Source organism: Allohoeflea poritis (genome assembly GCF_027889715.1).
Taxonomy (GTDB): Bacteria; Pseudomonadota; Alphaproteobacteria; order Rhizobiales; family Rhizobiaceae; genus Hoeflea_A; species Hoeflea_A poritis.
In genome coordinates this window covers 50,294-74,443 of sequence record NZ_JAPJZH010000017.1, presented here as the reverse complement: position 1 = coordinate 74,443, position 24,150 = coordinate 50,294, and the positions used below count along the sequence as shown (strand labels likewise).

At 61.1% G+C, this 24,150-nt stretch carries 21 protein-coding genes; 12 read left to right on the top strand and 9 right to left on the bottom strand.

The window, feature by feature from the left end; all coding sequences use genetic code 11:
• Nucleotides 1-159 precede the first annotated feature (159 nt).
• Nucleotides 160-1,038 carry a LysR substrate-binding domain-containing protein gene (locus OOZ53_RS21630; protein WP_271091820.1) on the bottom strand — a complete coding sequence of 293 codons (879 nt, stop codon included), beginning with the start codon at nucleotides 1,036-1,038 and terminating at the stop codon, nucleotides 160-162.
• A 72-nt stretch (nucleotides 1,039-1,110) separates the two neighbouring features.
• Between OOZ53_RS21630 and OOZ53_RS21625 the strand changes: the two genes are divergently transcribed.
• The 4 genes from OOZ53_RS21625 to OOZ53_RS21610 all read left to right on the top strand — a co-directional run bounded on the left by OOZ53_RS21625 (nucleotide 1,111) and on the right by OOZ53_RS21610 (nucleotide 6,986).
• Nucleotides 1,111-2,715 carry a trimethylamine methyltransferase family protein gene (locus tag OOZ53_RS21625; RefSeq protein ID WP_425499211.1) on the top strand — a complete coding sequence of 535 codons (1,605 nt, stop codon included), beginning with the start codon at nucleotides 1,111-1,113 and terminating at the stop codon, nucleotides 2,713-2,715.
• Between the two features lie 16 nt (nucleotides 2,716-2,731).
• Entirely contained in the window at nucleotides 2,732-3,829 is a 1,098-nt protein-coding gene (locus OOZ53_RS21620; protein ID WP_271091818.1) for an aminomethyl transferase family protein, read from the top strand.
• A gap of 81 nt (nucleotides 3,830-3,910) precedes the next feature.
• Entirely contained in the window at nucleotides 3,911-6,583 is a 2,673-nt protein-coding gene (locus OOZ53_RS21615; protein WP_271091817.1) for a tetratricopeptide repeat protein, read from the top strand.
• On the top strand, nucleotides 6,570-6,986 hold the full coding sequence (locus OOZ53_RS21610; protein ID WP_271091816.1) for a hypothetical protein: 417 nt from the start codon (nucleotides 6,570-6,572) through the stop codon (nucleotides 6,984-6,986). Before OOZ53_RS21615 ends, OOZ53_RS21610 begins: the two co-directional genes overlap by 14 nt.
• Nucleotides 6,987-7,030: 44 nt before the next feature.
• On the opposite strand, the gene OOZ53_RS21605 is transcribed toward OOZ53_RS21610, so the two are convergent.
• On the bottom strand, nucleotides 7,031-7,930 hold the full coding sequence (locus OOZ53_RS21605) for a LysR substrate-binding domain-containing protein (RefSeq protein WP_271091815.1): 900 nt from the start codon (nucleotides 7,928-7,930) through the stop codon (nucleotides 7,031-7,033).
• Between the two features lie 124 nt (nucleotides 7,931-8,054).
• Between OOZ53_RS21605 and OOZ53_RS21600 the strand changes: the two genes are divergently transcribed.
• The 4 genes from OOZ53_RS21600 (at nucleotide 8,055) to OOZ53_RS21585 (ending at nucleotide 13,123) form a co-directional block, all read left to right on the top strand.
• Nucleotides 8,055-9,566 carry a trimethylamine methyltransferase family protein gene (locus OOZ53_RS21600; protein ID WP_271091814.1) on the top strand — a complete coding sequence of 504 codons (1,512 nt, stop codon included), beginning with the start codon at nucleotides 8,055-8,057 and terminating at the stop codon, nucleotides 9,564-9,566.
• Between the two features lie 24 nt (nucleotides 9,567-9,590).
• Complete coding sequence (locus OOZ53_RS21595; RefSeq protein ID WP_271091813.1) at nucleotides 9,591-12,008, top strand: GcvT family protein; 2,418 nt, start codon at nucleotides 9,591-9,593, stop codon at nucleotides 12,006-12,008.
• Nucleotides 12,009-12,019: 11 nt separating this feature from the next.
• Nucleotides 12,020-12,244 carry a hypothetical protein gene (locus OOZ53_RS21590; protein ID WP_271091812.1) on the top strand — a complete coding sequence of 75 codons (225 nt, stop codon included), beginning with the start codon at nucleotides 12,020-12,022 and terminating at the stop codon, nucleotides 12,242-12,244.
• Between the two features lie 288 nt (nucleotides 12,245-12,532).
• Nucleotides 12,533-13,123 (top strand): Fic/DOC family protein, encoded by a 591-nt coding sequence (locus tag OOZ53_RS21585; protein ID WP_271091811.1) that lies wholly within the window; start codon nucleotides 12,533-12,535, stop codon nucleotides 13,121-13,123.
• A gap of 16 nt (nucleotides 13,124-13,139) precedes the next feature.
• Here the strand turns inward: OOZ53_RS21585 and OOZ53_RS21580 are convergent, their stop codons facing one another.
• Nucleotides 13,140-14,066 carry a LysR substrate-binding domain-containing protein gene (locus OOZ53_RS21580; protein ID WP_271091810.1) on the bottom strand — a complete coding sequence of 309 codons (927 nt, stop codon included), beginning with the start codon at nucleotides 14,064-14,066 and terminating at the stop codon, nucleotides 13,140-13,142.
• 303 nt (nucleotides 14,067-14,369) lie between these two features.
• Between OOZ53_RS21580 and katG the strand changes: the two genes are divergently transcribed.
• Nucleotides 14,370-16,571 carry a catalase/peroxidase HPI gene (gene katG, locus OOZ53_RS21575; protein WP_271091809.1) on the top strand — a complete coding sequence of 734 codons (2,202 nt, stop codon included), beginning with the start codon at nucleotides 14,370-14,372 and terminating at the stop codon, nucleotides 16,569-16,571.
• A gap of 113 nt (nucleotides 16,572-16,684) precedes the next feature.
• Here katG and OOZ53_RS21570 read toward each other — a convergent pair whose 3' ends face one another.
• Nucleotides 16,685-17,299, bottom strand: coding sequence for a hypothetical protein (locus OOZ53_RS21570; RefSeq protein WP_271091808.1), 615 nt, complete (start codon nucleotides 17,297-17,299; stop codon nucleotides 16,685-16,687).
• Nucleotides 17,300-17,350: 51 nt separating this feature from the next.
• The gene (locus OOZ53_RS21565; RefSeq protein WP_271091807.1) at nucleotides 17,351-17,752 is read right to left on the bottom strand and encodes a RidA family protein; all 402 of its coding nucleotides are present in this window, start codon (nucleotides 17,750-17,752) and stop codon (nucleotides 17,351-17,353) included.
• A 311-nt stretch (nucleotides 17,753-18,063) separates the two neighbouring features.
• Between OOZ53_RS21565 and OOZ53_RS21560 the strand changes: the two genes are divergently transcribed.
• Nucleotides 18,064-18,321 (top strand): hypothetical protein, encoded by a 258-nt coding sequence (locus tag OOZ53_RS21560; protein ID WP_271091806.1) that lies wholly within the window; start codon nucleotides 18,064-18,066, stop codon nucleotides 18,319-18,321.
• A gap of 17 nt (nucleotides 18,322-18,338) precedes the next feature.
• Here OOZ53_RS21560 and OOZ53_RS21555 read toward each other — a convergent pair whose 3' ends face one another.
• Genes OOZ53_RS21555 through OOZ53_RS21540 form a run of 4 tightly spaced genes read right to left on the bottom strand, consistent with a single transcriptional unit; the run spans nucleotide 18,339 to nucleotide 21,306 of the window.
• Nucleotides 18,339-19,451, bottom strand: coding sequence for a pyridoxal phosphate-dependent aminotransferase (locus OOZ53_RS21555; RefSeq protein ID WP_271091805.1), 1,113 nt, complete (start codon nucleotides 19,449-19,451; stop codon nucleotides 18,339-18,341).
• Between the two features lie 34 nt (nucleotides 19,452-19,485).
• A complete protein-coding gene (locus OOZ53_RS21550) occupies nucleotides 19,486-19,698 on the bottom strand; it encodes a SlyX family protein (protein ID WP_271091804.1) in 213 nt (70 codons plus the stop codon).
• A complete protein-coding gene (locus OOZ53_RS21545) occupies nucleotides 19,695-20,129 on the bottom strand; it encodes an acyl-CoA thioesterase (protein ID WP_271091803.1) in 435 nt (144 codons plus the stop codon). Before OOZ53_RS21545 ends, OOZ53_RS21550 begins: the two co-directional genes overlap by 4 nt.
• Before the next feature lie 4 nt (nucleotides 20,130-20,133).
• Nucleotides 20,134-21,306, bottom strand: coding sequence for an iron-containing alcohol dehydrogenase (locus tag OOZ53_RS21540; RefSeq protein ID WP_271091802.1), 1,173 nt, complete (start codon nucleotides 21,304-21,306; stop codon nucleotides 20,134-20,136).
• A 173-nt stretch (nucleotides 21,307-21,479) separates the two neighbouring features.
• Here OOZ53_RS21540 and OOZ53_RS21535 point away from each other — a divergent pair, with 173 nt between their 5' ends.
• Complete coding sequence (locus tag OOZ53_RS21535) at nucleotides 21,480-23,015, top strand: ABC transporter ATP-binding protein (protein WP_271091801.1); 1,536 nt, start codon at nucleotides 21,480-21,482, stop codon at nucleotides 23,013-23,015.
• Entirely contained in the window at nucleotides 23,012-24,148 is a 1,137-nt protein-coding gene (locus OOZ53_RS21530) for an ABC transporter permease (RefSeq protein ID WP_271091800.1), read from the top strand. Before OOZ53_RS21535 ends, OOZ53_RS21530 begins: the two co-directional genes overlap by 4 nt.
• Nucleotides 24,149-24,150 lie beyond the last annotated feature (2 nt).

Below are 24,150 nucleotides of genomic sequence, written 5' to 3'. Positions count from 1 at the left end.
TCTCAAGGGTGGAGAAAATCGGCCCATCGGCGTTGTTGCGCCACTTGCCCGATGCGCTGCATCGCGCTGCGCGACGCGCCTAGCCGACTGAACCGATTTTCCGCCATCAAATGCTCCAAGCTAACTCAGAATTGCTCTAGGTCGAACGGGCAAAGCTGCTCACATATCGCGCACGCTCACCGATTTGAGCCAGCGCCGGAAGGCATCGGCATCCGGATTGTTCATCGCGCCCGCCTCATAGGCGAGAAAATAGCCATAATCCGACAATTCGAACGTGCTCAGCCGCATAAGGCGGCCGGCTTCGATCTCGGGCATGACCAGCGCGTCATTGAGCGCGACGCCCTGGCCGTCCATCACCGCCTGGACGCGCACATTCGGATCGGGAATGATCAGCGTGTCCGCGCGTCCTTTATGCGGAAGCCCGGCAACTCGGTACCATCGCGACCAGGCATCGCTGTCTTCCCGGTCGCGCAGCAGGGTGAACGCATCGAAGGCCGCTTCCAGACCGCGTTGCTGCACCAGCTCCCACGCCTGTCGGTCTCCGCTCGGCCAGGCCGGGCAGGGGAAGAGGCGCTCGATCGCGACATCATTCCAGTTGCCGTCGCCCCAGCGTATGGCAAGGTCAATGCCCTCGCCGCGCAGGTCCTGGAGGTCGATCATCGGCTGGATGCGCAGACGGATGCCGGGATGAGCCCGCATGAAGTCCATCAGCCTCGGTGATAGCCAGCGCGAGGCGAAATAGGTGGTCACGCCTATGGTCAGGGTGCGGTTGTCGGCATGCCGCATCTCCGCGATCCTTTGTTCGACATTCTCGAACGCGGCTTGAACCGTCGCCAGCAGTTCCTGCCCCTTCGACGTTAGCGATATGCCGCGCGCATGCCGTTGAAAAACCGCAAATCCGAGTTCCGCCTCGAGCTGCCGCATCTGGTGGCTGACGGCGCCCTTGGTCAGCCGCAGCTCGTCGGCGGCCGACGAAAAGCTGCCGTGCTGCGCCACGATGGTGAAGACCCTGAGATTATCGTAGTGACGGAAACGCATGTTTAGAGACTAATTTCATTAGCCGCTCAGTGCAAAATTTTTCGATTTTTTTGGCTGATTTTTTGATCAAGGATGGTTTCCGGCATTTTGAGGCCGCTTTGCCGACTTTTAGGAGTAACCGAATTGAACATTGATACGGTGAGCGAACCGGTTGCTTCCCTGCCCGTCAGGCGCGGGCGTCGGCGGCGCTCCGACCGCCCCGGTGCCATGCCGACAAGCGCACCGCAGGTCCGCTCGATACCGGCCTATGATCTGCTTGGCGAGCGTGCGCTTGCCGCGATTGAAAGCCAGGCCGACTGGATCCTTGAGAAGGTCGGCGTGGAATTTCGCGGCGACGCCGTCGCCCGTGATCTGTTGCGCGAAGCCGGTGCGATGGTCGACGGGGACCGCGTGCGCTTTGAGGTGGGCCACGCGCGCGCACTGTGCGCCACGGCGCCGCGTCAATTCGCGTTGCACGCGCGCGATCCGCGCCGCACCGTGACCCTTGGCGGCGACCACATCGTTCTCATGCCCGGATACGGCTCGCCCTTTGTCACCGACCTCGATCGCGGTCGCCGCTACGCCTCGCTCGAAGACTTCCGCAACTTCGTCAGGCTGAGCTACATGGCGCCGGCGCTGCATCATTCCGGCGGGACCGTGTGCGAGCCTGTCGACATTCCGGTGAACAAGCGCCATCTCGATATGGTCTACGCGCATCTGCGCCTGTCCTCGAAACCGTTCATGGGTTCGGTGACGACCCCGTCGCGAGCGGCGGATTCGATCGAGATGGCGCGCATCGTCTTCGGCCGGGACTTCGTGGAAGCCAATGCCGTCCTGCAGGGCAATATCAACGTCAACTCACCGCTGGTGTTTGACGAGACCATGTCCGGATCCCTGCGTGTTTACGCCGAGGCCAATCAGTGTGTCTGTATTTCGCCGGCTATCTTCGGCGGCGCCATGGGGCCGGTCACCCCGGCCGCGGTCGCGGCGCAGACCCTTGCCGAGGCAACGGCCGGCATCGCGCTCGTCCAGGCGATAAGGCCGGGATGCCCGGTGGTCTTCGGCAGCTTCCACTCGACCATGGACCTGCGCACCGGAGCGCTGACTTTCGGAACGCCCGAGGCCGGTCTCGTGACCATGGCGCTGTCACAGCTCGGGCGGCGGCTTGGCGTACCGGTGCGCTCCGGCGGCGGCCAGATCACCTCCGCCAATGCGCCGGACGGCCAGGCGATGCGCGACAGCGCCAATGCGCTCTGGTCGACGATGATATCAGGCGCCCACCAGGTCTGGCATGCGGCGGGATGGCTCGAGGGCGGCCTGACCATGTCCTATGAGAAATTCATCATGGATGTCGACAATTGCGGCGCCATGCTGCGCCTGCTGGAAGGCATGGCGGTGGATGATGACGCCTTTGCCCGCGAGGCCTACGACGAAGCGGCACCGGGCGATAATTTTCTCGCGACGGCCCATACTCTGCGCCACTGCACGACCGCGAATTACAGCCCGATCCTGCCGTCGCCGGGCCCCTATGAAACCTGGCGGGAACGCGGCGGCAAGAGCGCCGAGCAGCATGCCAATTCAATCTGGAAGTCGATGCTCGCGTCCTATGAACCGCCCGAGCTTGATGCGCAAATCGACGAAACGCTGAAACAATTCATGGCCGAGCGCAAATCGGCCATGCCGGACGAATGGTACTGAATATCTGGAGAAAAACATGACCGAAGAACTCAGCCGCACATCTGCGCTCGCCTCGCGCCACACCGCCCTCGGCTCCGGCCTCGAGGACTGGAACGGCATGGGTACCGCCTGGTCCTATGACACCGATCCCGATGCCGAACATGATGCGGTCCGCGAGGCGGCGGGCATGTTCGACATGTCGCCGCTCAAGAAGATCATCGTTTCCGGACCGGATGCGGCGGCGGTGCTCGATCATCTGGTAACGCGCGACGTCAGGAAAATCGCGCCGGGCACAGCCGCCTATCTGTCCGTCCTGACCGACAAGGGCACCATGGCGGACGATGCGATCCTCTACAATAATGGCGACGGCCGGTGGATGATTGTCCATGGCTCAGGCGATACGATGGCACTGCTCCGGGCCTCCGCCAGGAGCAGGACCGTGTCGATCGAATTCGACGACGACCTGCACGACCTGTCGGTTCAGGGCCCCGCCTCCCTTGCGATCCTCAATGAGCATTGCAACGTCGATTTGGGTGCGCTGGCCTATTTCCGGCACGCGCCCATGACGCTTTTCGGCCAGCCCTGCCGCGTCTCCCGCACCGGCTATTCCGGCGAGCGCGGCTACGAGATCTTTGCCGGAAGTAAGGCGATATGCGCAATCTGGGACGGGCTGGTGGAAGCCGGCGTCATGCCCTGCTCGTTCACGGCCCTGGACAAGCTGCGCATTGAGGCGGGGCTGTTGTTCTATGGCTACGACATGACCGCCGATCACACGCCCTATGAGGTGGGTCTCGGCTTCACGGTGAACAGCGCGAAAGGCGATTTTCGCGGTCGCACGGCGTTGATGGCTGCAAGGGGAAACGAAAAGATAGCCAATGTCTGCCTCGACATCGATCACGGCGACATGGTCGCCGGCGGCGAGGAACTGTCTGTGAACGGCGAGACCGTCGGCACCGTCAACAGCCCCTGCTATTCCCGCAGGCTCGGCAAGTCGCTGGCCCTTGCGCATGTCGCCCCCTCGGCGGCAGCGCCCGGAACGCGGTTCAAGTTGAACGGCGGCCCCATATGCACGAGCGCCACGGTTGTTTCGATGCCCATCCACGACCCGCAAAAGCGCCGCACGCATCAGGCGTGAAAAGAAAGGTGTCTAGGATTCGATACTTGACACCATAAGTAGCGCGGTGATTTCCTGTTCAACCAGTTCCGGGGGAATGGGATGGCTGACAGATCGGTTTCTGCTGGAGGCGACATCAACCGAAGCGTTGTGGTTTCGGGAGACGGCAATGCCGTCGCTCTTTCATTCGGGCCCGAATTCAAGGTTCCTCTCATTCGCAGGCAAATTCGCGCCAACGAGCGCCGGCGACGACCGCGTGAACTGGATATCCTGGATCCAACGCGTGGCGGGCTGCCGCTGATTGGTCGCGAGGGCGACATCGAGAATCTCAAAAAATGGCTGAATGCCGATCCTGATATCTCGGTCCATGCCCTCATAGGGCTGGCGGGTGCCGGCAAGACACGACTCGCAATCGAACTGTGTTCCCGGATCGACAACGGCAAGGCGCCGGGAGACCAAGGTTGGGTGGCAGGCTTCTTGTCGCCTACTGAACTACCGGCACTCGCCGGTTCATATGCGTTGCATGAATATGGCTGGGAAAACTCGACCTTGTTGGTAATCGACTACGCTGCCCAGCATTATGAGGAGTTGGCCCGCTGGCTGGATCAACTGGCGGTTCAAACCCTCGATGATGGTGCCAGACTACGCATATTACTACTTGAGCGGACGGCACCGGAAGAGTTCGGCTGGTGGCGTGAACTAACGGGCTCGAAGCTCGGATCGTCACGTGAGCGACTGGACCTTTTTTGGGATGAAAGTCTGCGCCCGGAAACACTGCCTGGATTTGAAGATCTGGAGGTCCGCCGTCAAATCGTCAGTGCAGCCTTGCTGGCAGCAAAGAAATTTCATGGCGATGAAGGCTCAACAAAAGAAGTACCGAATGTGGGCGACGATGCTGCCTTCGATGCCGAGCTTTCGAAACCAGTATTTGCTAATCCTCTTTCACTTGTCATGGCAGGAATGATTGCGCGGGAATCCAATACGACGGCCGCTCTGTCGCTCAGACGGCTGGACGCAGCGCGTCATCTTGCTAGTCGCGAACTCGAACGATTGCAAGGACTTGGCGCCGAGGTGGACGGTAAATCCGTCGTACATCTTGCAGCATTCAACGTGCTTGTCGGTGGTCTGCCTCTTGAGGGATTGACCAGCGCTGTTGGCGCGGAACTAAATGCTGCCGGCTTGTCCGGTAATCCGGATGCCATCGCCGACCTCTTTCAACAGGAGTTTCCGGTCTCAGGATCTGAGGATGCCGAAGCAGCGCAGCCAAAACTTGGTACAATACAGCCCGACCTCATTGCCGAGGGCGCCGTAGTCGAGGCGTTCGAAAAAGCCTCACCGGCGTACCGTGACCAAGGGCCTGCATTTGTTCAACGCGCCTATGAGGTTGGAAAGGAAACAGCGGCGGCGGCGATAATTCGTCTGTTGCAGGACTACGCCTTCGCGCTGGAGGATATTTCCGCCGGGGAAGAAGAGAAATTAGCCGCGCAACGATTGTTAGGCTGGCTAAGTTCGCTGGCCGATGGTCTCCAGGAACCGGAGGCTTTGGAGCCATTGGCATTTGCTTTGCCATCGCAAACGCTCGTTTTGCGTGAAGATGCACTTAAGATAACCTCCCGACTTGCTGAGCATTGGATGGCTCATTTTTCGGAAAACAAGGATATGACAACAGCCTACCGAGCAAAGGTATGGGCAAATAATCATGCGCTTCGGTTGTCAGATTTGGGAATGTATGACGAAGCGCTGAGTGTTGTTGAGACCGCATTGAATCTAGCTCGTCTTCTTTTCGATATCGATGCAGACGCATTCCGTGATGATCTCGCGGGTTCTCTGAACAATCTGGCTGGTATTCTGAGCGCCGTTGGCCGGCGTGAGGATGCCCTTGCCGCCGGGGAAGAAGCCGTCGAGCTTCATCGGGCGCTGGCCGCTGCCCGCCCGGATGCCTTTATCCCGGATCTCGCGGGTTCTCTGAACAATCTGGCCAATATGCTGAGCGACCTTGGCCGGCGTGAGGATGCCCTTGCCGCCGGGGAAGAAGCCGTCGAGCTTTATCGGGCGCTGGCCGCTGCCCGCCCGGATGCCTTTATCCATGATCTTGCGATGTCTCTGAACAATATGGCCAATATGCTGAGCGACCTTGGCCGGCGTGAGGATGCCCTTGCCGCCGGGGAAGAAGCCGTCGAGCTCTATCGGGCGCTGGCCGCTGCCCGCCCGGATGCCTTTATCCAGGATCTTGCGATGTCTCTGAACAATCTGGCCAATATGCTGAGCGACCTTGGCCGGCGTGAGGATGCTCTTGCCGCCGGGGAAGAAGCCGTCGAGCTTTATCGGGCGCTGGCCGCTGCCCGCTCGGATGCCTTTATCCCGGATCTCGCGATGTCTCTGAACAATCTGGCCAATAGGCTGAGCGCCGTTGGCCGGCGTGAGGATGCCCTTGCCGCCGGGGAAGAAGCCGTCGAACTCAGAAGGACACTGGCCGTTGCCCGCCCGGATGCGGCATCGGTAGACCTGTCAATGTCTCTGGGAGTGATCAGTGACATAAAAAATGCCTGTGGAGACAAGACGGGTGCCTTTGAAGCGATATCCGAGGCCATTGATATATTGAAGCCGGTCTTTCTTGAATTGCCCCAAGCGGTTGATCGCTGGATGGTAATGCACTTGCAGCGCTACTTTATGCTTGCAAAGGAGTTGAAAATAGAGCCGGACAAGACCAAGGTCGCTCCGATCTTGGAAATGTTTGAAGCTTTGAAACGGGAGTCCGATGATGACAACAGGTAACGGTGATCGTTCCGTGAAGGCCGGTAATGCTGTCGGCTCTCAAATCATCACAGGTGACAACAACACAGCCATAATGAAAGGCATTACGGTTCAGTGGCCGCAAGCCGAGAACGTTTCGATAGCCGACGAAATTGCTGCCTTGAAAGCGGATCTTGCCTCGCTTCGTTCACCTGAACAGTCCAAGCTTGAACGCGCATTGGAAGATGCCTCGGAAGAGGCGGGCAAGGCGGAACCGGACAAGGACGAGATTGGCGGTGCGATAGAAAGAGTTATCAAATATGCCAAAAAGGCGGACGACCTTTCTTCTCAGGCTGAAAAGCTGGCGCCACGATTCGCAGCGATCATCGCTTGGCTTGGTCCGACATGGAATAAACTAGCAGGCATGATTGGCTTGGGTGCTTAGGTAAATCTAAATCGCCCACCCCGATACCAGACGCAGCAATTAACTCAAACCACCTGCTTCATCAGCCAGTCCAGCACCCGTTCGGCCTTGGGGCCGTGCGGCCGGTTCTCCGGCCAGACTACATAGTGGCCAAGGCCGACATCGAAGACGCCGATATCGAGCCGTTCGAGCAGGCCCTGCCGCACCACGGTCTCGACAATATGGTCCCAGCCATAGGCGATGCCTTCGCCGGCGATCGCCGCCTGGATGACCAGCGCATAATCGTTGAGCCGCAGGCCACCGCCGGTGTCGACATAGTCCAGCCCTTGCGCCACGAACCAGTCGCGCCAGCCGGCGCGCGGCCGGAACGGCTCTTCCAGATGGATGAGTTTGTGCCCGAAGAGCTCGGCGGCGTCTTCCGGCCGGCCGGCCTTTTCGAGATAGGCCGGGCTGCAGACCGGATAGATCACTTCCGGGCCCAGCCGCAGGCCCTGATAGCCCGGCCACTGGCCGGAGCCGAGCCGCACGCCGAAGGAAAGGCCTTCCTCGGCGATATCGACATCCTTGTCGGTCGTCTGCAGCCTGATTTCGATATCCGGATTGCCGCGCCGGAAGGTCGCCAGCCGAGGCAGCATCCAGTAATGGGCGAAGGCGGTGGAGCAGGACAGCGATACATGATCCTCCGGCCGGCTCGCGACCGCGTCGGCGGAATTCAGGATGTGCATTAACCCAAATGATACGTCGGCATAGAAGCGTTCACCGGCTTCGGTCAGGCGGATGCTGCGGTGCCGGCGTTCGAAGAGCTGCGTCCCGAGCGCTCCTTCCAGTTTCTTGACTGAGAGGCTTACGGCTGGCTGGGAAACGTTGAGCTCCGCCGCTGCCTCGGTGAAGGAAAGGTGCCGCGCCGCCGCCTCGAAAGCAAAGAGCGCGGCCGGCGACTGGATACGCTGATAAAGTTTTCGCATAAATACAGTTTATTCAATGACAAAGATTTTTCAATCGTCACAGCATTGCCAAATGCGCGTATTCTTCTTACCCGAACTGTCGCGACGGTAATCCCATAAGAGTTGCATCCTTAAGAGCCGCAACATGAGAGCTGCATCCAGAAGGTCCCGGCGCACGGAGCGCGCAGCGCCCGTCATGCCCGCCTACATCACCCGCAGGATTCCTTACTTCGAATATATGCGCGAGGAGGGTCTCGTGCGCATCGAGGAACAGGCCGACCGGCTGATCGAGGAGGTCGGCATCGAGTTCCGCGACGATCCGGAGGCGCTGCGCATCTGGAAAGACGCGGGGGCAGACGTCAAGGACACCAGGGTGCGCCTGCCGCGCGGCATGGCGCGCGAACTGCTCAAGACTGCGCCGTCGAAATTCACCCAGCATGCCCGCAATCCGGCGCGCAGCGTCGAAATCGGCGAGACGAGCACCGTCTTTGCCCCCATCTATGGCGCACCCTTCACACGATGCCTCGAAAAGGGGCGCCGCTACGGCAGTTTCGAGGATTTCGACAAGCTGTCGAAACTCGTCTCCATGCTGCCTTCGCTGCATCATATGGGCCTCGTCATCTGTGAGCCCTGCGACCTGCCGGTCAACAAGCGCCATCTCGACATGGTGCTTGCCCATATGCGCAATTCCGACAAGCCGTTCCTCGGCGCGATCACCGAAAAGAGCCGGGCGCGGGACAGCGTCGATATGGCGCGCATCCTCTTCGGCGAAGCCTTCATGCGGGACAATTGCGTGATCATGGGCAACGTCAACACCAACTCGCCGCTGCATGTCGACAAGGTGGTGACCGAAGCGATCCAGGTTTATTGCGGCGCCGGCCAGGGCATTGTCGTTGCGCCCTTCATCCTGGGCGGGGCGATGGGACCGGTCACGACCGCCGCCTCGATCGCCCAGGCGCTCGCCGAGGCGATGGTCTGCGGCGCCTTCAGCCAGCTTGTCAGGCCCGGCGCGCCTTTCGTGCTCGGCAATTTCCTGTCCTCGATGAGTCTGAAGAGCGGCGCGCCCACCTTTGGCATGCCGGAGCCCGTCGCCTCCAACTACATCATCGGCCAGCTCGCCCGCCGTCTCGGCGTGCCGCTGCGCTGCGGCGGATCGCTCACCGCCTCCAAGCTGCCCGACGCGCAGGCCGCCGCCGAAAGCGCTGACAGCATGCATTCGACCGCCATGGGCGGCGCCAATTTCGTGCTGCATTCGGCCGGTTGGATGGAGGGCGGCCTTGTCAGCGGCTTCGAGAAGCTGGTGATCGACGCCGACCGGCTCGGCGCCTATCAGAAACTGCTCGGCGGCATCGACACGGACGACAATGCGCTGGGCGCTGACGCCTATGAGGATGTCGAGCCGGCCGGCCACTTCCTCGGCTCGGCCCATACCATGCGCAATTACGAGACGGCCTATTACGACGCCGTGCTGTCGGATTCCGAAAGCTTCGAACAGTGGACCGAGCGCGGCGGCAAGGATACCGCGCAGCGCGCCTTCGAGCGCTGGAACAAGATGCTCGACGAGCACCAGCCGCCGCCGCTCGACGAGGCGGTTAATGAGGCGCTCGCCGAATTCGTCGAAAAGAAGAAGCAAAGCATGCCCGACGCCTGGTACTGAGCGGGGAGCAGGAGGAACCGAACAATGCAGACCCATGCGAAAGTGGTCATCATCGGCGGCGGCGTTGTCGGCTGCTCGATCCTGTTTCACCTTGCCAAGTTCGGCTGGCGCGATGTCGTGCTGCTGGAGCGCAACGAACTGACCTCCGGCTCGAGCTGGCATGCCGCCGGCCAGATCCACACGATCAGTTCCGATCCGAATATTTCGCGCCTGCAGGGCTATACGATCAACCTCTACAAGGAGATCGAGGAGCTGTCCGGCCATTCCTGCGGCATGCATTCGACCGGCGGCTTCTATCTCGCCTCCAACCAGGACTGGTACGATTATCTGAAGCGCGAGCGCTCCAAGGCCCGCTATATGGGCCTCGACCAGGAGTTCATCTCGGTGGAGGAGGCGGCGCGCCGCCACCCGCTGATCGATCCGAGCCGCTATGTCGCCGCACTCTGGGATCCGCTCGACGGCGATATCGACCCGTCCGGCGTCACCTACGCCTATGCCAAGGCGGCCCGCCACCATGGCGCCACCTATCACACCCACACGCCGGTGATCGAGACGAACCAGAAGCCGGACGGCTCCTGGGACGTGGTGACGCCCAATGGCACGATCAATGCCGAATACATCGTCAATGCCGGCGGCCTTTGGGCGCGCGAGGTGGGGCATCTGTCGGGCGTCGATCTTCCTGTCCAGCCGATGGAGCACCACTACCTCATCACCGAAGCCATTCCCGAGATCGTCGAGCGCGATCCGGAGGATCGCCTGCCGGCCGGCATCGACTATGAGGGCAATATCTATTTCCGTCAGGAGCGCCAGGGCATGCTGCTTGGCACCTACGAGCCGCGCTCGACGCCCTGGAAGGTGGAAGGCACGCCGCAGGATTTCGGCCATGAGCTGCTGGCGCCCGACCTCGACCGCATCGCCGACCGGCTGGAACTCGGTTTCGAGCGCATTCCGGCGCTTGGCCGCGCCGGCATCAAGGATATGATCAACGGGCCCTTCACTTTCGGCCCGGACGGCAATCCGATGATCGGGCCGGTACCGGGCATGAAGAATTACTGGGTCGCCGTCGGCGTCATGGCGGGTTTCTGCCAGGGTGGCGGCGTCGGCCTGTGCATGGCCGAATGGATGATCGACGGCGAGCCGTCCATCGATGTGTGGGCGATGGATGTCGCCCGCTTCGGCGAATTCGCGACGCCCGAATACGGCACCATCAAGTCATCGGAAAATTACGAGCGCCGCTTCGTCATGACCTTCCCCAACGAGACGCTGCCGAAAGGCCGCCAGCAGAAGACGACGGCGCTCTACGACCGGCTGACCGCGAAGGGCGCGGTGATGGATGCGAGCTTCGGTCTCGAACATGTGCTGTGGTTCGCAAACGGGCCGGAGGATGCCCATGAGGAGCCGACCTTCAAGCGTTCGCGCGCCCATGATTACGTCGCCGCCGAGGTCAACGCCGTGCGCGAGGCCGTCGGCATGATCGAGATCGCCAATTTCGCCAAGCACGCGGTATCAGGCCCCGGCGCGCGGGCTTTCCTCGACCGACTCTGCGCCGGGCGGGTGCCGAAGCCCGGCCGGCTGTCGTTGACGCCGCTTCTGACCGAGGCCGGCCGCCTTTACGGCGATCTCACGGTTGCCTGCCTCGGCGAGGAGAGCTTCATCCTCTTCGGCTCCGGCGCGGCGCAGGAGATGCACCGCCGCTGGTTCGAGAAACATCTCCCGGCCGAGGGCGTTTCCTACCGCAACGCTTCCGACGAATGGCACGGCATGGCGATTTCCGGCCCGAAATCGCGGCAATTGCTGCAGCGCCTGTGCCGCGACGACGTGTCGGGCGAGGCGCTGAAATTCCGCGATATTCGCCGCACCTATGTTGCCGGCGTTCCGGTGCTTCTGGCGCGGGTCTCCTTTTCCGGCGAGCTTGGCTACGAAATCTATTGCGCGCCGCAATATCTCATCAAGCTCTACCAGAGGCTCGAGGAGGAAGGCGCCGATCTTGGCCTGAAACCCTATGGCAACCGGGCGCTGATGTCGCTGCGGCTTGAGAAGAACTGGGGCGCCTGGACGCTCGACTTCCGGCCGGATTTCACGCCCGCCCAGTCCGGTCTCGATGCCTTCATCAACTGGGATAAGGAGTTCATCGGCAAGGAAGCGGCGCTCGCTGAACGGCAATCCGGCCCTGACAAGAAGCTGGTCGTCATGACCGTCGAAACCGACGATATCGATGTCAGCAATGACGAGGCGATCATGAAGGACGGCGCCTGCGTCGGCTATGTCTCTTCCGGCGGATTTGCCCACCATGTCGGCAAATCCATGGCCTTCGGCTATGTCCCGCCGGAACTCAGCGTCGACGGCACCGAACTGGAGGTGGAAATCCTGGGCAATCTTTACCCGGCTAAGGTAACGGCGAAACCGCTGTACGATCCCGATGGCGCGAAGATGCGGGGGTGACGGGATAGACAATGTTTTCGCTTGAAGGACATACCGCAATCGTCACGGGCGGCGCCAGCGGCGATGATGCGTGTCATGTCCGTGGAATGGGCGAAAAGCGGCGTGACCGTGAACGCGCTGGCACCGGTGCCATCGAGACCGCTCTGGTCAGGAAGATGCATGACGAAGAAACCCGCCGCGCCTGTCTCGCCCTGCCGCAATCAAGCTATATCACCGGCGTAACTCCGCCGGCCTGATCAAGCGCGGGTGAACAGTACCTCAGCATTCCAGTGCTGCATTATATCAATGTTCACCTAAGGGTGCTAAATTAGGCAAATGAGCAAAAACTGGGTCACAAAGCGCTCGGCCGTCTCCGGCCGATTTGTTACGAAGCCGCTTGGCAAGGCTAAAGCATCCAAATTCTCCGCCGTTGAAGGCATCGCGCTTAGTCGGGAGTCGAACCAGACACTAAGTCGAATTAAGTCGAGCGGGTTGACGGGAAACGACTTGCGAGCCGCAATCACTAGGTCCTTTAACAGAAGCAAATGAGTCGCTACGACGCGATCGAAGATCCCCTGTGTTATCCGGGTACACAGGTCTTGATTAATAAGGCCGACCTTCGGGATCAGGACGAGCTTGATCAGTTTGAACAGCTTATGTTCTTGTCACGCGCTGAGGAAGAGTTGCCGGCGGGGGTTCTGGATTTTGAACACTACAAAACTATCCACCATCATTTCTTTCAGGATGTTTATGAATGGGCAGGTGAGATCCGGCGAATCCGAACTGGTAAAGGGGGCAACTGGTTTTGCTATCCTGAATACATTGATAGAGAGATGCATAAACTCTTTGCGCAGCTTGCCGATGAAGAACACCTGACCGGCGTCGAAGATTACAAATTGTTTTCCGCACGTGCCGCGTACTATGTCGCTGAAATCAACGCTGTGCACCCATTTCGCGAGGGGAATGGACGGTGTCAGCTCACATTTCTCAATATGCTGCTCAGGAATTCCGGTGTCGAACTAAATGAAGACAATCTGGATCCCAAACGCTTCATGGAGGCGATGATCGATAGCTTTCACGATGACAATCGTCTTCTTGCAAAAGAGATCGAGACAATGATTGCGGAAGTCCCTTGAATGGATCTGCCGGTATTTAAGCCGAATCGGATACCGCATCCCACCGCTTCCGCATCGTTTCAGCCGATTGTCGGACGACCTCGGAAATCTGCCGCAACTGTCCGGCAAGCGGGCTGGTCTTGCGCCAGACCATGCCGATGGTGCGCGACGGCTGCGGGTTCTTGAACTGTGCGATCGAGACGGGCGCCGAGCGGGTCTCCACGGCGACCGCCATTTCCGGAATGAGGGTAACCCCGATGCCGGCGCTGACCATCTGCACCAGTGTCGACAGCGAACTGCCGTCAAGCAGCTCCCGCGGCCGGGTCGTGCGCATGTCGCAGAAGGACAACGCCTGATCGCGAAAACAGTGCCCTTCTTCCAGCAGCAGCAGCCGCATCTCGCGCAGCATCTCGCGGCTCGGCACCGGCTTGCCGGCATCCTCGCCCGGGCGCACCAGCACGAAGTTCTCGGAAAACAGCGCGACTTCGCTCAGCGACGGTTCGGAAACGGGCAGGGCAAGGATTGCCGTGTCGAGCCGGCCGTCCGCGAGCTCCCGGATAAGCTTCGGCGTCACGGTTTCGCGCATATGGATGTCGAGGCCGTCATGCATATTGGAAAGGTCACCGATAATCGCCGGCAAAAGGTACGGCGCAATGGTCGGGATAACGCCGATCCTCAGGCGACCGACCAGTCGGTCGCGCGAGGCGCGGGCCAGATCCGTCAGCTCGTTGACCGAACGCAGAATGTCACGGGCGCGGGCCGCGAATTCCTCGCCGAAATGGGTCAGACGCACTTGGCGCGCGCCCCGCTCGAAAAGCTCGGTGCCGAGATTTTCCTCCAGTTCCTTGATCTGCATCGACAGCGCCGGCTGCGAGATCGCACAGGCATCCGCGGCGCGCCCGAAATGTCCGTGACGCGCCAGGGCGTCGAAATAGCGAAGCTGTTTGAATGTCAGATTGTTCATAAGAACATCTTATCGTCACAATCAAATAATTCAACTTAGACTAATTATAAACTTCTGCTATAGGTAGCGAAGCGAAACCGGGAACCGGCCTGCGCCTGGGGCGCCGCATTTGGGCGGCGGACCCATGCGAAACGGGTTTTCGGCATTCCGGAATACCGGTGCCCCATACGCTCCTGCGCCAGGATTATTTCGCCTGGGACACTGCAGCCGGAGCGGATGGCGGGACAGCCGGGTTATCGCAGAAGATCAATCAAGACCGTTCGATGAACGGTTCAATTCATAGAGCCTTTACGGGAGAGAACGATGGACGGAAGCAATCCTGAAACCTCGGGCGGATGCCCTGTCATGCACGGCGCCACGTCGCTTGGAACGCTGTCGAATCGGGACTGGTGGCCCAACCAGCTCAACATCGGCATCCTGCGCCAGAACTCGTCCCTGTCCGATCCCATGGGCAAGGGTTTCGACTACGCCAAGGCGTTCGAGAGCCTTGATCTCGACGCGGTCAAGCAGGACCTCTACGCGCTGATGACCGATTCCCAGGACTGGTGGCCCGCCGATTTCGGTCACTACGGCCCGCTCTTCATCCGCATGGCCTGGCACAGCGCCGGCACCTACCGCACCGGCGACGGCCGTGGCGGCGCCGGCACCGGACAGCAGCGCTTCGCGCCGCTCAACAGCTGGCCGGATAATGTCAATCTCGACAAGGCGCGCCGTCTGCTCTGGCCGATCAAGCAGAAATACGGCCGCAAGATCTCCTGGGCCGACCTGATGATCCTGGCCGGCAACTGCGCCCTGGAATCCATGGGCTTCAAGACCTTCGGCTTTGCCGGCGGGCGCGCCGATGTCTGGGAGCCGGAAGAAGATGTCTATTGGGGCAAGGAAACCGAGTGGCTCGGCGACAAGCGCTATAGCGGCGACCGCGATCTCGAAGATCCGCTCGCCGCCGTGCAGATGGGTCTCATCTATGTGAACCCGGAAGGCCCGAACGGCAATCCGGACCCGGTGGCCGCCGCCAAGGACATTCGCGAGACCTTCGGCCGCATGGCCATGAACGACGAGGAAACCGTCGCGCTGATTGCCGGCGGCCACACCTTCGGCAAGACCCATGGCGCCGGCGATGCCGCAAATGTCGGCCCCGACCCGGAGGCCGCCGGCATCGAGGAGCAGGGCTTCGGCTGGAAGAACAGCTTCGGCAGCGGCAAGGGCGGTGACCAGATCGGCAGCGGCCTGGAAGTCATCTGGACGACGACGCCGACCAAGTGGAGCAACAATTTCTTCTGGAACCTGTTCGGCTATGAATGGGAACTGACCAAGAGCCCGGCGGGCGCACAGCAGTGGCAGCCGAAAGGCGGCATGGGCGCCGGCACGGTGCCGGATGCGGCCGATCCCGACAAGCGTCACGCCCCCTCCATGCTGACGACGGACCTGTCTCTGCGCTTCGATCCGGATTACGAGAAGATCTCGCGGCGCTTCTATGAGGACCCGGACGCCTTCGCCGACGCCTTCGCCCGCGCCTGGTACAAGCTGACCCACCGCGATATGGGTCCGCGCGCCCGCTATCTGGGCAAGGAAGTGCCGGAAGAGGAACTGCTGTGGCAGGATCCGATCCCCGCGGTCGATCACGCGCTCATCGACGATCGGGATGTCGCCGATCTCAAGGCGAAGATCCTCGCATCGGGTCTTTCGATCCCCGAACTCGTCTCCACCGCCTGGGCCTCGGCTTCGACCTTCCGCGGCTCCGACAAGCGCGGCGGCGCCAACGGCGCGCGCATCCGCCTTGCGCCGCAGAAGGACTGGGAAGCCAACCAGCCGGCCCGGCTCGCCAAGGTGCTTGAGGCGCTTGAGGGCGTCCAGGCGGCGTTCAGCGGTGCGCAGTCCGGCGGCAAGAAGGTCTCGCTTGCCGACCTGATCGTCCTCGGCGGTTGCGCCGCCGTCGAACAGGCCGCCAAGGCCGCCGGCCATGACGTGACCGTGCCCTTCACGCCCGGCCGCATGGACGCGGCGCAGGAACAGACCGATGTGGAATCCTTCGCGGTTCTCGAGCCGGTCGCCGACGGTTTCCGCAACTACCTGAAGACCAGATACGCCATCTCGACCGAAGAACTGCTGGTCGACAAGGCGCAGCTCCTGACGCTGACCGCGCCGGAGATGACGGTCCTCGTCGGCGGCTTGCGGGCCCTCAACGCCAATGCCGGCGGCTCGCAGCACGGCGTCTTCACCGACCGCTCCGAGCAGCTCACCAACGACTTCTTCGTCAACCTGCTCGACATGGGCACGGAATGGAAGGCCACTTCGGACGATGAAGAGGAGTTCGAGGGACGCGACCGCGAGAGCGGCGAGGTCAAGTGGACGGCGACACGCGCCGACCTCATCTTCGGCTCCAATTCCGAGCTTCGTGCTCTGGCCGAAGTCTATGGCAGCGGCGATGCGAACGACAAATTCGTCGCCGATTTCGTCGCCGCCTGGGACAAGGTCATGAACCTCGACCGCTATGACGTGAAGTAGGTCTGACGCTTCAGACAAAGAGGGCGTGGCCGCATTCCGGCCGCGCCCTTTTCCATGGAAGCGCTAATCCGGCCGTTCCATGCTGGCAATCGCCCTGATTGTTTCAGAACCGGTCATGAGGCGGTTTTGTAAAATCGGCTGAATCTTGTGATCTCTATATCGATCTCGGTCAAACTAGTGTTGAGTCCGAACCTGTTTATCGAAACGGCATATCCACGACCCCAAGGGAATTTGAACAGGAGTTTGGCTGCCCTGTTGTTCTGGGTCACCCTTTCGATGAACGCGTCAAGATCATTTACCATGACTCCGATGTATTTCGCGCCGTTACCGCGAAACTTATATCCCTCGTAAACCTCGTGGCCCTTGTATTCTGACCAGGCAATTTTGATGGGCTTGCCAAATCGATGCTGTCCGTAGGTTATGCCGTCAGGTGTAAGCACCAGTTCCATCGCCGGTGCAATGAGGCGCTGAACCCGGCCAAGGGCGCTCAGGAAAAGCAACGGAAGAAACGGCATGGATACAAACTTGATGGTCTCCGATCTCCGCGGTCCAAGCACGTAAAACATATCAAGATACACGGGCTGCCAGCCTAAGTCGTGATTCCATGGCGCCAATAGAAATGATGCCAAAACGCCAATGAAAATTAGTGCGAAGAACTGAACAAGCCGAGACGATCTGTAAACGAGCGTGTCTCTCTTTTTGAATATCGGGAAAATTGAATCCTGCATGGGTCGCAACTTAATGGACATCGCGCTCTGAGCAAACAATCGCGCCCTTTTCTATGGTGCGGACTGTTCGGTGCTCGCGATGACACGGATCTCGACAATCGCGCCCTCGCGGCGCAGCCCGGCCACCTCGACGGCCGTCCATGCCGGATAGGGCGCCACGCAATAGTCGAGGCGCACCCGATCGAACAGTTCGAAATGTTCGCGCAGACCCACATGGTAGGTCGTCATTTCGACGATCGCGCCGAAATCGAGGCCTGCTTCGTGCAATATATGCCCGATCTTGTCGAAGGCGTTGCGCATCAGCGTTTCGGGGTCGTCCGGCATGACCCCGTCCGCATCGCCGCCAGTCGAGCCGGTCAGGAACAGATGATTGCCGGACAACATCGCGGGCGACATTTTCAATTTCTCCGCCGCGGCCCGCAGCGCCGGCGGCACGATGGCCCGTTTGGTCATGGGAGTTCCTCGTTCTGGATATGGCGATTTCCTAGTCCAGCCGGCAGCAGATCACAATCTCCGGCATGGCTGAAATCGTTAACACCTTGTTAACCAATGGGGCGCAAACTGGACGGATTAAGTTGTTCCGGAGTTATTGCATGAACCATGAATGTACTGGTTCAGCTACCAAGTGCGTCTGACGCATGTAAATGAATATACCTCTCGTCAGACAAGCTTTATTGGCTGCGAAAGGTATGAAGATGCGGAAATCAAGACTTAATAATCCAGGAAAATTACTGGGTATTACTTTAGCATCGGCGATCGTATGCTTGTCGACACAGGCGCCGGCTGCCGGTTTGGCCTGCGGTGACAGGACATCGCTTCTGAAAGCACTTGCCGACAAGTACAAGGAAGCGCCCCGGGCGCTCGGGCTTGCCTCGTCCGGCAAGGCCGTGTTCGAGGTCTACACGTCGAAAAACGGCACCTGGACGATCCTCATGACGACGACGACGGGCATGACCTGCATCATGGCCGCCGGGCACTCCTGGGAAGAAGCCGTCGAGGTCGCGGAAGGTCCGCAGGCTTAAACCAAGAGAACCTGTGTTCAGGACGCTGCCGCCAGAGCATGCGGCAGTTCCGCTTCGAAGATATCGAGCGCCTCGTCGGGGCCGACGCTGATCCTGATACACCGGTTGAGAGGCGCGACGCCGGGCATGCGCACGAAGACGCCGCGTTCAACAAGGGCGCCCATCAGCGCCGTCGCGAACTCGGCATCGCGGCCGCAGTCGATGGCGACGAAATTGGTCGCCGATTGAAGAGGCTCGAGCCCGTTTGCGCGGGCAATCTCTCCGATGCGCTGGCGGGCGGCGTCGATCCTGCCGCAGACGGATTCCAGATAGGCCTGATCCTCCAGCGCCGCGAGCGCCGCGATCTGCGCCATCTTGTTGACCCCGAAATGGTTGCGCACCTTGTTGAACGACGCGATGGTGCCGGGCGCTCCGAAAGCATAGCCGCAGCGCAGGCCCGCAAGACCGTACCCTTTTGAAAATGTGCGCATGCGGATGACATTCGGCCGGTCGATGAGCCGCGCGACCGGCGGCAGGGCGCTTGGCGGCGCCATCTCGCCATAGGCTTCGTCGAGTACGAGCAGTGTTTCCTCCGGCAGCGCCTCGGCAAAGGCCGCGACCGTTTCGCCATCGTGCCAGGTGCCCATCGGATTGTCCGGATTGGCGAGATAGACCAGCGGCGCGCCCTCACGCTTGACCGCATCGAGCAGACCCTCGAGGTCCTCGTAGTCGTCGCGATAGGGCACCGTGACGAGACGTCCGCCGAAGCCGGCGACGTGGAAATTGAAGGTCGGATAGGCGCCGAGCGAGGTGACCACCGGCGTGTCAGGTCCGGCGATCTGGCGCACGACAAGTCCGAGCAGCCCGTCAATGCCCTCGCCGACAACGATCCGGTCCATGCCTATGCCGAGATGCGCGGCCAGCGCCGAGCGCAGGTCGTGATTTTCCGGGTCGCCATACTTCCACACCTCGTCCGCGCCCTCGCGCATCGCCGCCTTGACGGACGGCGCCGGGCCGAAACCGCTCTCATTGGCACCGATACGGGCGCGGAATGGTTTGCCGGCGGCACGCTCCTGCGTCTCCGGCCCGACAAAGGGTACGGTCGCCGGCAGCGAGCGGACAAGCGGAGTGAAGCGGGAAAATTCGGTCATCGGTTGTTGTTTTCCGGTTTTAAAATGAATTGGTTCAGTAATGCGGTGGCCTGGTGACGGGCGGTGCCTCGCCGGATTGCTCCTCCAGTGCCATCAGCCGGTCGATCAGCTTTTCCTGTTGCGCCTTGAGAAGGTCGATCAGTTTCCACTGTTTCTCGACCTGGTCCGAGAGTTCCTCGATCGTGCGCGTCTGGTGGGCGATGTGCTCCTCGAGCCGGGCGATCTGCTGCGCTTGCGTTTCCGTCATAGCAGGGCACTCTCAAGCGTTTCGCGCCAATGCGCGTCGAGCGGCTTCGGACGGCGCGTCTCGCGGTCGACATAGACATGCACGAACCGGCCCTGCGCCGCCGCCGTTGCGTCCTCGTCGCGGAACAGGCCGATGCGGTAGATCACCGAGGACGAACCGATGCGCTCGACGCCGATGCCGGCATCGATGCGGTCCGGAAAGGCAAGCTCGGCGAAATAATGACAGCCGGTCTCGACCACGAGGCCGATCGTCTTGCCGTCCTTCAGCTTGAGCAGGTCCCTTTCGACGAGCCAGCCATTGATGGCCGTGTCGAACAGCGCATAGTGCACGACATTGTTCATGTGGCCGTAGATATCATTGTCGGCCCAGCGGGACTGAAGCTGGCGGAAAACGTGGAAACTCTCGCGTCCGAGCGGGGTGGGGCGGCTCATGGCGTCACCACGCGGCGCGGTAGATGGCAAGCGCGTCGTCTTCCGCCACATGGCGCGGATTGTTGACGAGCAGCCGTGTCTGCTTCATGGCGTCGCTGGCCATTTTCGGCAGCGCCTCCTCGCCGATGCCGACTTCGCGCAGCCTTTGCGGCAGACCGATCCTGGTCGACAAAGCCGCGATACGCTCGATAAAGACGGCGCAGCCTTCCTGCGTTCCGCCGGGATCTTCTAGATCGGCGAAGGCGTAGGGGCTGAGTTCCGCATAGAGCCGGTAGGACCCGTTCTCCGGCTCCGCCGCGTTGAACCGCAGCACCTCCGGCAGAACCAGAGCGTTTGAAAGCCCGTGCGGGATATGGAATGTGCCGCCGATCGGATAGGCGAGCGCGTGTACCGCCGCGACGGGCGAATTGGCGAAGGCCATGCCGGCAAGCGTCGAGCCGAGCAGCATGGCACCGCGCGCCTCGAGGTTCTCCGGCGAAAAGACCGCCGTCTCGATATTGGCACCCAGCAGCGTCAGCGCTTGCGTGGCGAGCATGCGCGAGACCGGATTGTTGTTGGCGTTTTTCGATGCATAGGCCTCGATCGCGTGCACCATGGCGTCGATACCGGTTGCCGCCGTGGCCGGAGCCGGCAGGCTGACGGTGAGTTCCGCATCGAGGATGGCCGCGTCCGGCAATATGACCGGCGACGAGACGCCGCGCTTTTCCTCGCCGTCGACGGTGATAATGGAAACCGGCGTCACCTCGGAGCCTGTTCCCGCAGTTGTCGGGATCAGCACCAGCGGCAGGCGCGGGCCTTTGGCGTTGCCGACGCCCCAGGCCGCGTCGATATCCTCGCCGGAGCCGGCAAGCAGCGCCGTCAGCTTCGCAACGTCGAGCGAAGATCCGCCGCCCAGTGCGACCACGCCGGTTGCGCCGCATGCGTGCGCCGCCTCGACCGATTTCATCAGCGTGTCGAGGCTCGGATCGGCCTCCACGGCATCGAAGACGGTCACTTTATGGCCGGCATCTTCGAGCGAGCGGATGGCGCTCTGGTCGAGGCCGGCATTGCGGATGCCCTTGTCCGTGACGAACAGAACCGATTGTCCGAGCTTGCCGCCGGCGATCTCGGCGATTCCGCCCGCCGCACCGGGCCGCACGACGATCTGCGGGGTCGTATGAAACGCGAATGCCGACATGTTTCCTCCACTGTGTCGAAGCCGGCACCCACATTAGAGCGCTTCCGCTTTAAATGAAATCGTGCAACTGTTTATGCGGGAACTGTGAAAAAAGCCGGGTTTCGGGCTGGTATCGCCTTTTGGGGGTGAATAAGGTGGTCCGTTATACCAATTGATAAAAAAACGGATGGCGCATGAGCGATCTTGCTATCGAACTGAGGGGCATCGACAAGAGTTTCGGTCCGGTTCATGCCAACAAGAATATCAATCTGAGTGTCAGCAAAGGCACCATTCACGGGATCATCGGCGAAAACGGCGCCGGAAAATCGACCCTGATGTCGATCCTCTACGGCTTCTATCAGGCCGATGAGGGCAAGATCCTGGTCAATGGCGAAGAGATTACCATTCGCGATCCGAATGTGGCGATCGCCGCTGGCATCGGCATGGTTCACCAGCACTTCATGCTGGTCGACAATTTCACCGTGCTTGAAAATGTCATGCTGGGCGCGGAGGAAAACGCCATCCTCAATCGCGGCATCGTCAACGCGCGGGCCGAGCTGAAGCGCCTGGAAGACGAATATGCGCTGGAAGTCGATCCGGACGCGGTGATCGAGGAACTGCCGGTCGGGCTGCAGCAGCGCGTGGAAATCCTCAAGGCCCTCTATCGCGGCGCCGAAATCCTCATCCTCGATGAGCCCACCGGCGTGCTGACCCCGGCCGAGGCCGACCACCTGTTCCGCATCCTCGAACAGCTGCGCGACCAGGGTAAGACCATCATCCTGATCACCCACAAGCTGCGCGAGATCATGGCGATCACCGACGAGGTATCGGTCATGCGGCGCGGCGAGATGGTGGCCACCCGCAAGACATCGGAAACCAATGTCGAGGAACTGGCCGAGCTGATGGTCGGACGGCGCGTCCTTTTGCGGGTTGAGAAAGGTCCGTCCAACCCGTCCGATGTGAAGCTTTCGGTCGACGGACTGACGGTGCGCGACAATCGCGGCGTCGTCATGGTCGATGATGTCTCGCTCGAAGTGCGGGCCGGCGAGATCGTCGGCATTGCCGGCGTTGCCGGTAATGGCCAGTCGGAACTGCTGCAGGCGATCACCGGCATTCGCCAGGCCGAGAAAGGCACCGTGCTGCTCGCCGGCCAGCCGATCGATGTGACGGGCGATGCCGATCCGCAGGATCTGCGCAAGCGCGGTCTCGCCCATGTGCCGGAAGACCGGCATCATATGGGCCTTGTTCTCAGCTTCGAGGAGAACGAGAACGCCATTCTGGGCTATCACTATGACGAAGAATATCTGAACGGCCCGATGCTCAAGCTCGATGCGGTCCGCAGCCATGCGGCGCAAAGCGCCGAGAAATACGACATCCGGCCTCCAGATGTGCGCCTGAAAACGGCGAATTTCTCGGGCGGTAACCAGCAGAAGATCGTCCTGGCGCGCGAGATGGAGCGCGATCCGGCGGTGCTCGTCATCGGCCAGCCGACGCGCGGCGTCGATGTCGGCGCCATCGAGTTCATTCACAAGCGCATTATCGAGATGCGCGATGCCGGCAAGGCCGTGCTTCTCGTTTCGGTCGAGCTCGACGAGATCCGTTCGCTCTCGGACAGGATCCTCGTCATGTTCGCCGGCCGGGTTGTCGGCGAGCGAACGCCGGAGGCGACGGAAGGAGAGTTGGGACTGCTGATGGCCGGTGTCGAGGAAGGGCAGGAGGCGGCCCAATGAGTGTTCCCTACGCAAAACTGCCGCTTTGGGTCGAATACGGCCTGATCCCGCTGATCAACCTCGTTGTCGCATTCCTGGTCGCCGGCCTCGTCGTGCTGATCGTCGGCGAGAGCCCGATCAAGGCCGCGACGCTGCTGGTGCAGGGCGCGTTCGGCTATGGCGAGGGGCTGGGCTTCACGCTCTACTACGCAACGAATTTCATATTCACCGGGCTGGCGGTGGCCGTCGCGTTCCATTGCGGTCTGTTCAACATCGGCGGCGAGGGCCAGGCCTATATCGGAGGCCTTGGCGTTGCGTTTGCCTGTCTCGCGCTTGACGGGATCTTCCCCTGGTTCCTGACTTTTCCCGTCGCGGTACTTGCCGCGGCGATGTTCGGCGCGGCCTGGGCGTTCATCCCCGGCTATCTCCAGGCCAAGCGCGGCAGCCATGTCGTCATCACGACGATCATGTTCAACTTCATCGCTTCGAGCCTGATGGTCTATATGCTCGTCGAGGTGGTCAAGCCGCTCGGTTCCATGGCGCCGCAGACGCGCACCTTTCTTGAAGGCGGCCAGTTGCCGCGCCTTGACTGGCTGCTGTCGATCTTCGGGCTGGATATCGGCGGCGCGCCGTTCAACCTCTCCTTCATCCTCGCGCTCGTCGCGGCGTTCCTGGTCTGGCTGCTGATCTGGCGCACGCGCCTTGGCTACGAAATCAGGACGATGGGAGCGAGCCCCACAGCGGCCCGATATGCCGGCATCAAGGAAGCCCGCATCATCATCATCACCATGCTGATTTCCGGCGCGCTGGCAGGCATGATGGCGCTCAACCCGATCATGGGCGACCAGCACCGCCTGCAGCTCGACTTCGTCACAGGCGCCGGTTTTGTCGGCATCGCCGTGGCGTTGATGGGCCGGTCCCATCCGGTCGGCATCATTCCGGCGGCGATCCTGTTCGGAATGCTCTATCAGGGCGGCGCCGAAATCGCCTTCGAGATGCCGCAGATCTCGCGTGATATGATCACCATCATCCAGGGTCTCGTGATCCTCTTCGCCGGCGCGCTCGAACACATGTTCAGGCCGGCGATCACGACATTCTTCGCCACGCTCGGCGGTGCGGGAAAACAGTCCGAAGCGACGGCGGCGGGAGAGTAGGG

Coding starts and splice junctions, on each gene's coding strand:
- OOZ53_RS21630 (WP_271091820.1), bottom strand. CDS start 1,038: ATGCGTTTCCGTCACTACGATAATCTCAGGGTCTTCACCATCGTGGCG.
- OOZ53_RS21625 (WP_425499211.1), top strand. CDS start 1,111: ATGGTTTCCGGCATTTTGAGGCCGCTTTGCCGACTTTTAGGAGTAACC.
- OOZ53_RS21620 (WP_271091818.1), top strand. CDS start 2,732: ATGACCGAAGAACTCAGCCGCACATCTGCGCTCGCCTCGCGCCACACC.
- OOZ53_RS21615 (WP_271091817.1), top strand. CDS start 3,911: ATGGCTGACAGATCGGTTTCTGCTGGAGGCGACATCAACCGAAGCGTT.
- OOZ53_RS21610 (WP_271091816.1), top strand. CDS start 6,570: ATGACAACAGGTAACGGTGATCGTTCCGTGAAGGCCGGTAATGCTGTC.
- OOZ53_RS21605 (WP_271091815.1), bottom strand. CDS start 7,930: ATGCGAAAACTTTATCAGCGTATCCAGTCGCCGGCCGCGCTCTTTGCT.
- OOZ53_RS21600 (WP_271091814.1), top strand. CDS start 8,055: ATGAGAGCTGCATCCAGAAGGTCCCGGCGCACGGAGCGCGCAGCGCCC.
- OOZ53_RS21595 (WP_271091813.1), top strand. CDS start 9,591: ATGCAGACCCATGCGAAAGTGGTCATCATCGGCGGCGGCGTTGTCGGC.
- OOZ53_RS21590 (WP_271091812.1), top strand. CDS start 12,020: ATGTTTTCGCTTGAAGGACATACCGCAATCGTCACGGGCGGCGCCAGC.
- OOZ53_RS21585 (WP_271091811.1), top strand. CDS start 12,533: ATGAGTCGCTACGACGCGATCGAAGATCCCCTGTGTTATCCGGGTACA.
- OOZ53_RS21580 (WP_271091810.1), bottom strand. CDS start 14,066: ATGAACAATCTGACATTCAAACAGCTTCGCTATTTCGACGCCCTGGCG.
- katG (WP_271091809.1), top strand. CDS start 14,370: ATGGACGGAAGCAATCCTGAAACCTCGGGCGGATGCCCTGTCATGCAC.
- OOZ53_RS21570 (WP_271091808.1), bottom strand. CDS start 17,299: ATGCAGGATTCAATTTTCCCGATATTCAAAAAGAGAGACACGCTCGTT.
- OOZ53_RS21565 (WP_271091807.1), bottom strand. CDS start 17,752: ATGACCAAACGGGCCATCGTGCCGCCGGCGCTGCGGGCCGCGGCGGAG.
- OOZ53_RS21555 (WP_271091805.1), bottom strand. CDS start 19,451: ATGACCGAATTTTCCCGCTTCACTCCGCTTGTCCGCTCGCTGCCGGCG.
- OOZ53_RS21550 (WP_271091804.1), bottom strand. CDS start 19,698: ATGACGGAAACGCAAGCGCAGCAGATCGCCCGGCTCGAGGAGCACATC.
- OOZ53_RS21545 (WP_271091803.1), bottom strand. CDS start 20,129: ATGAGCCGCCCCACCCCGCTCGGACGCGAGAGTTTCCACGTTTTCCGC.
- OOZ53_RS21540 (WP_271091802.1), bottom strand. CDS start 21,306: ATGTCGGCATTCGCGTTTCATACGACCCCGCAGATCGTCGTGCGGCCC.
- OOZ53_RS21535 (WP_271091801.1), top strand. CDS start 21,480: ATGAGCGATCTTGCTATCGAACTGAGGGGCATCGACAAGAGTTTCGGT.
- OOZ53_RS21530 (WP_271091800.1), top strand. CDS start 23,012: ATGAGTGTTCCCTACGCAAAACTGCCGCTTTGGGTCGAATACGGCCTG.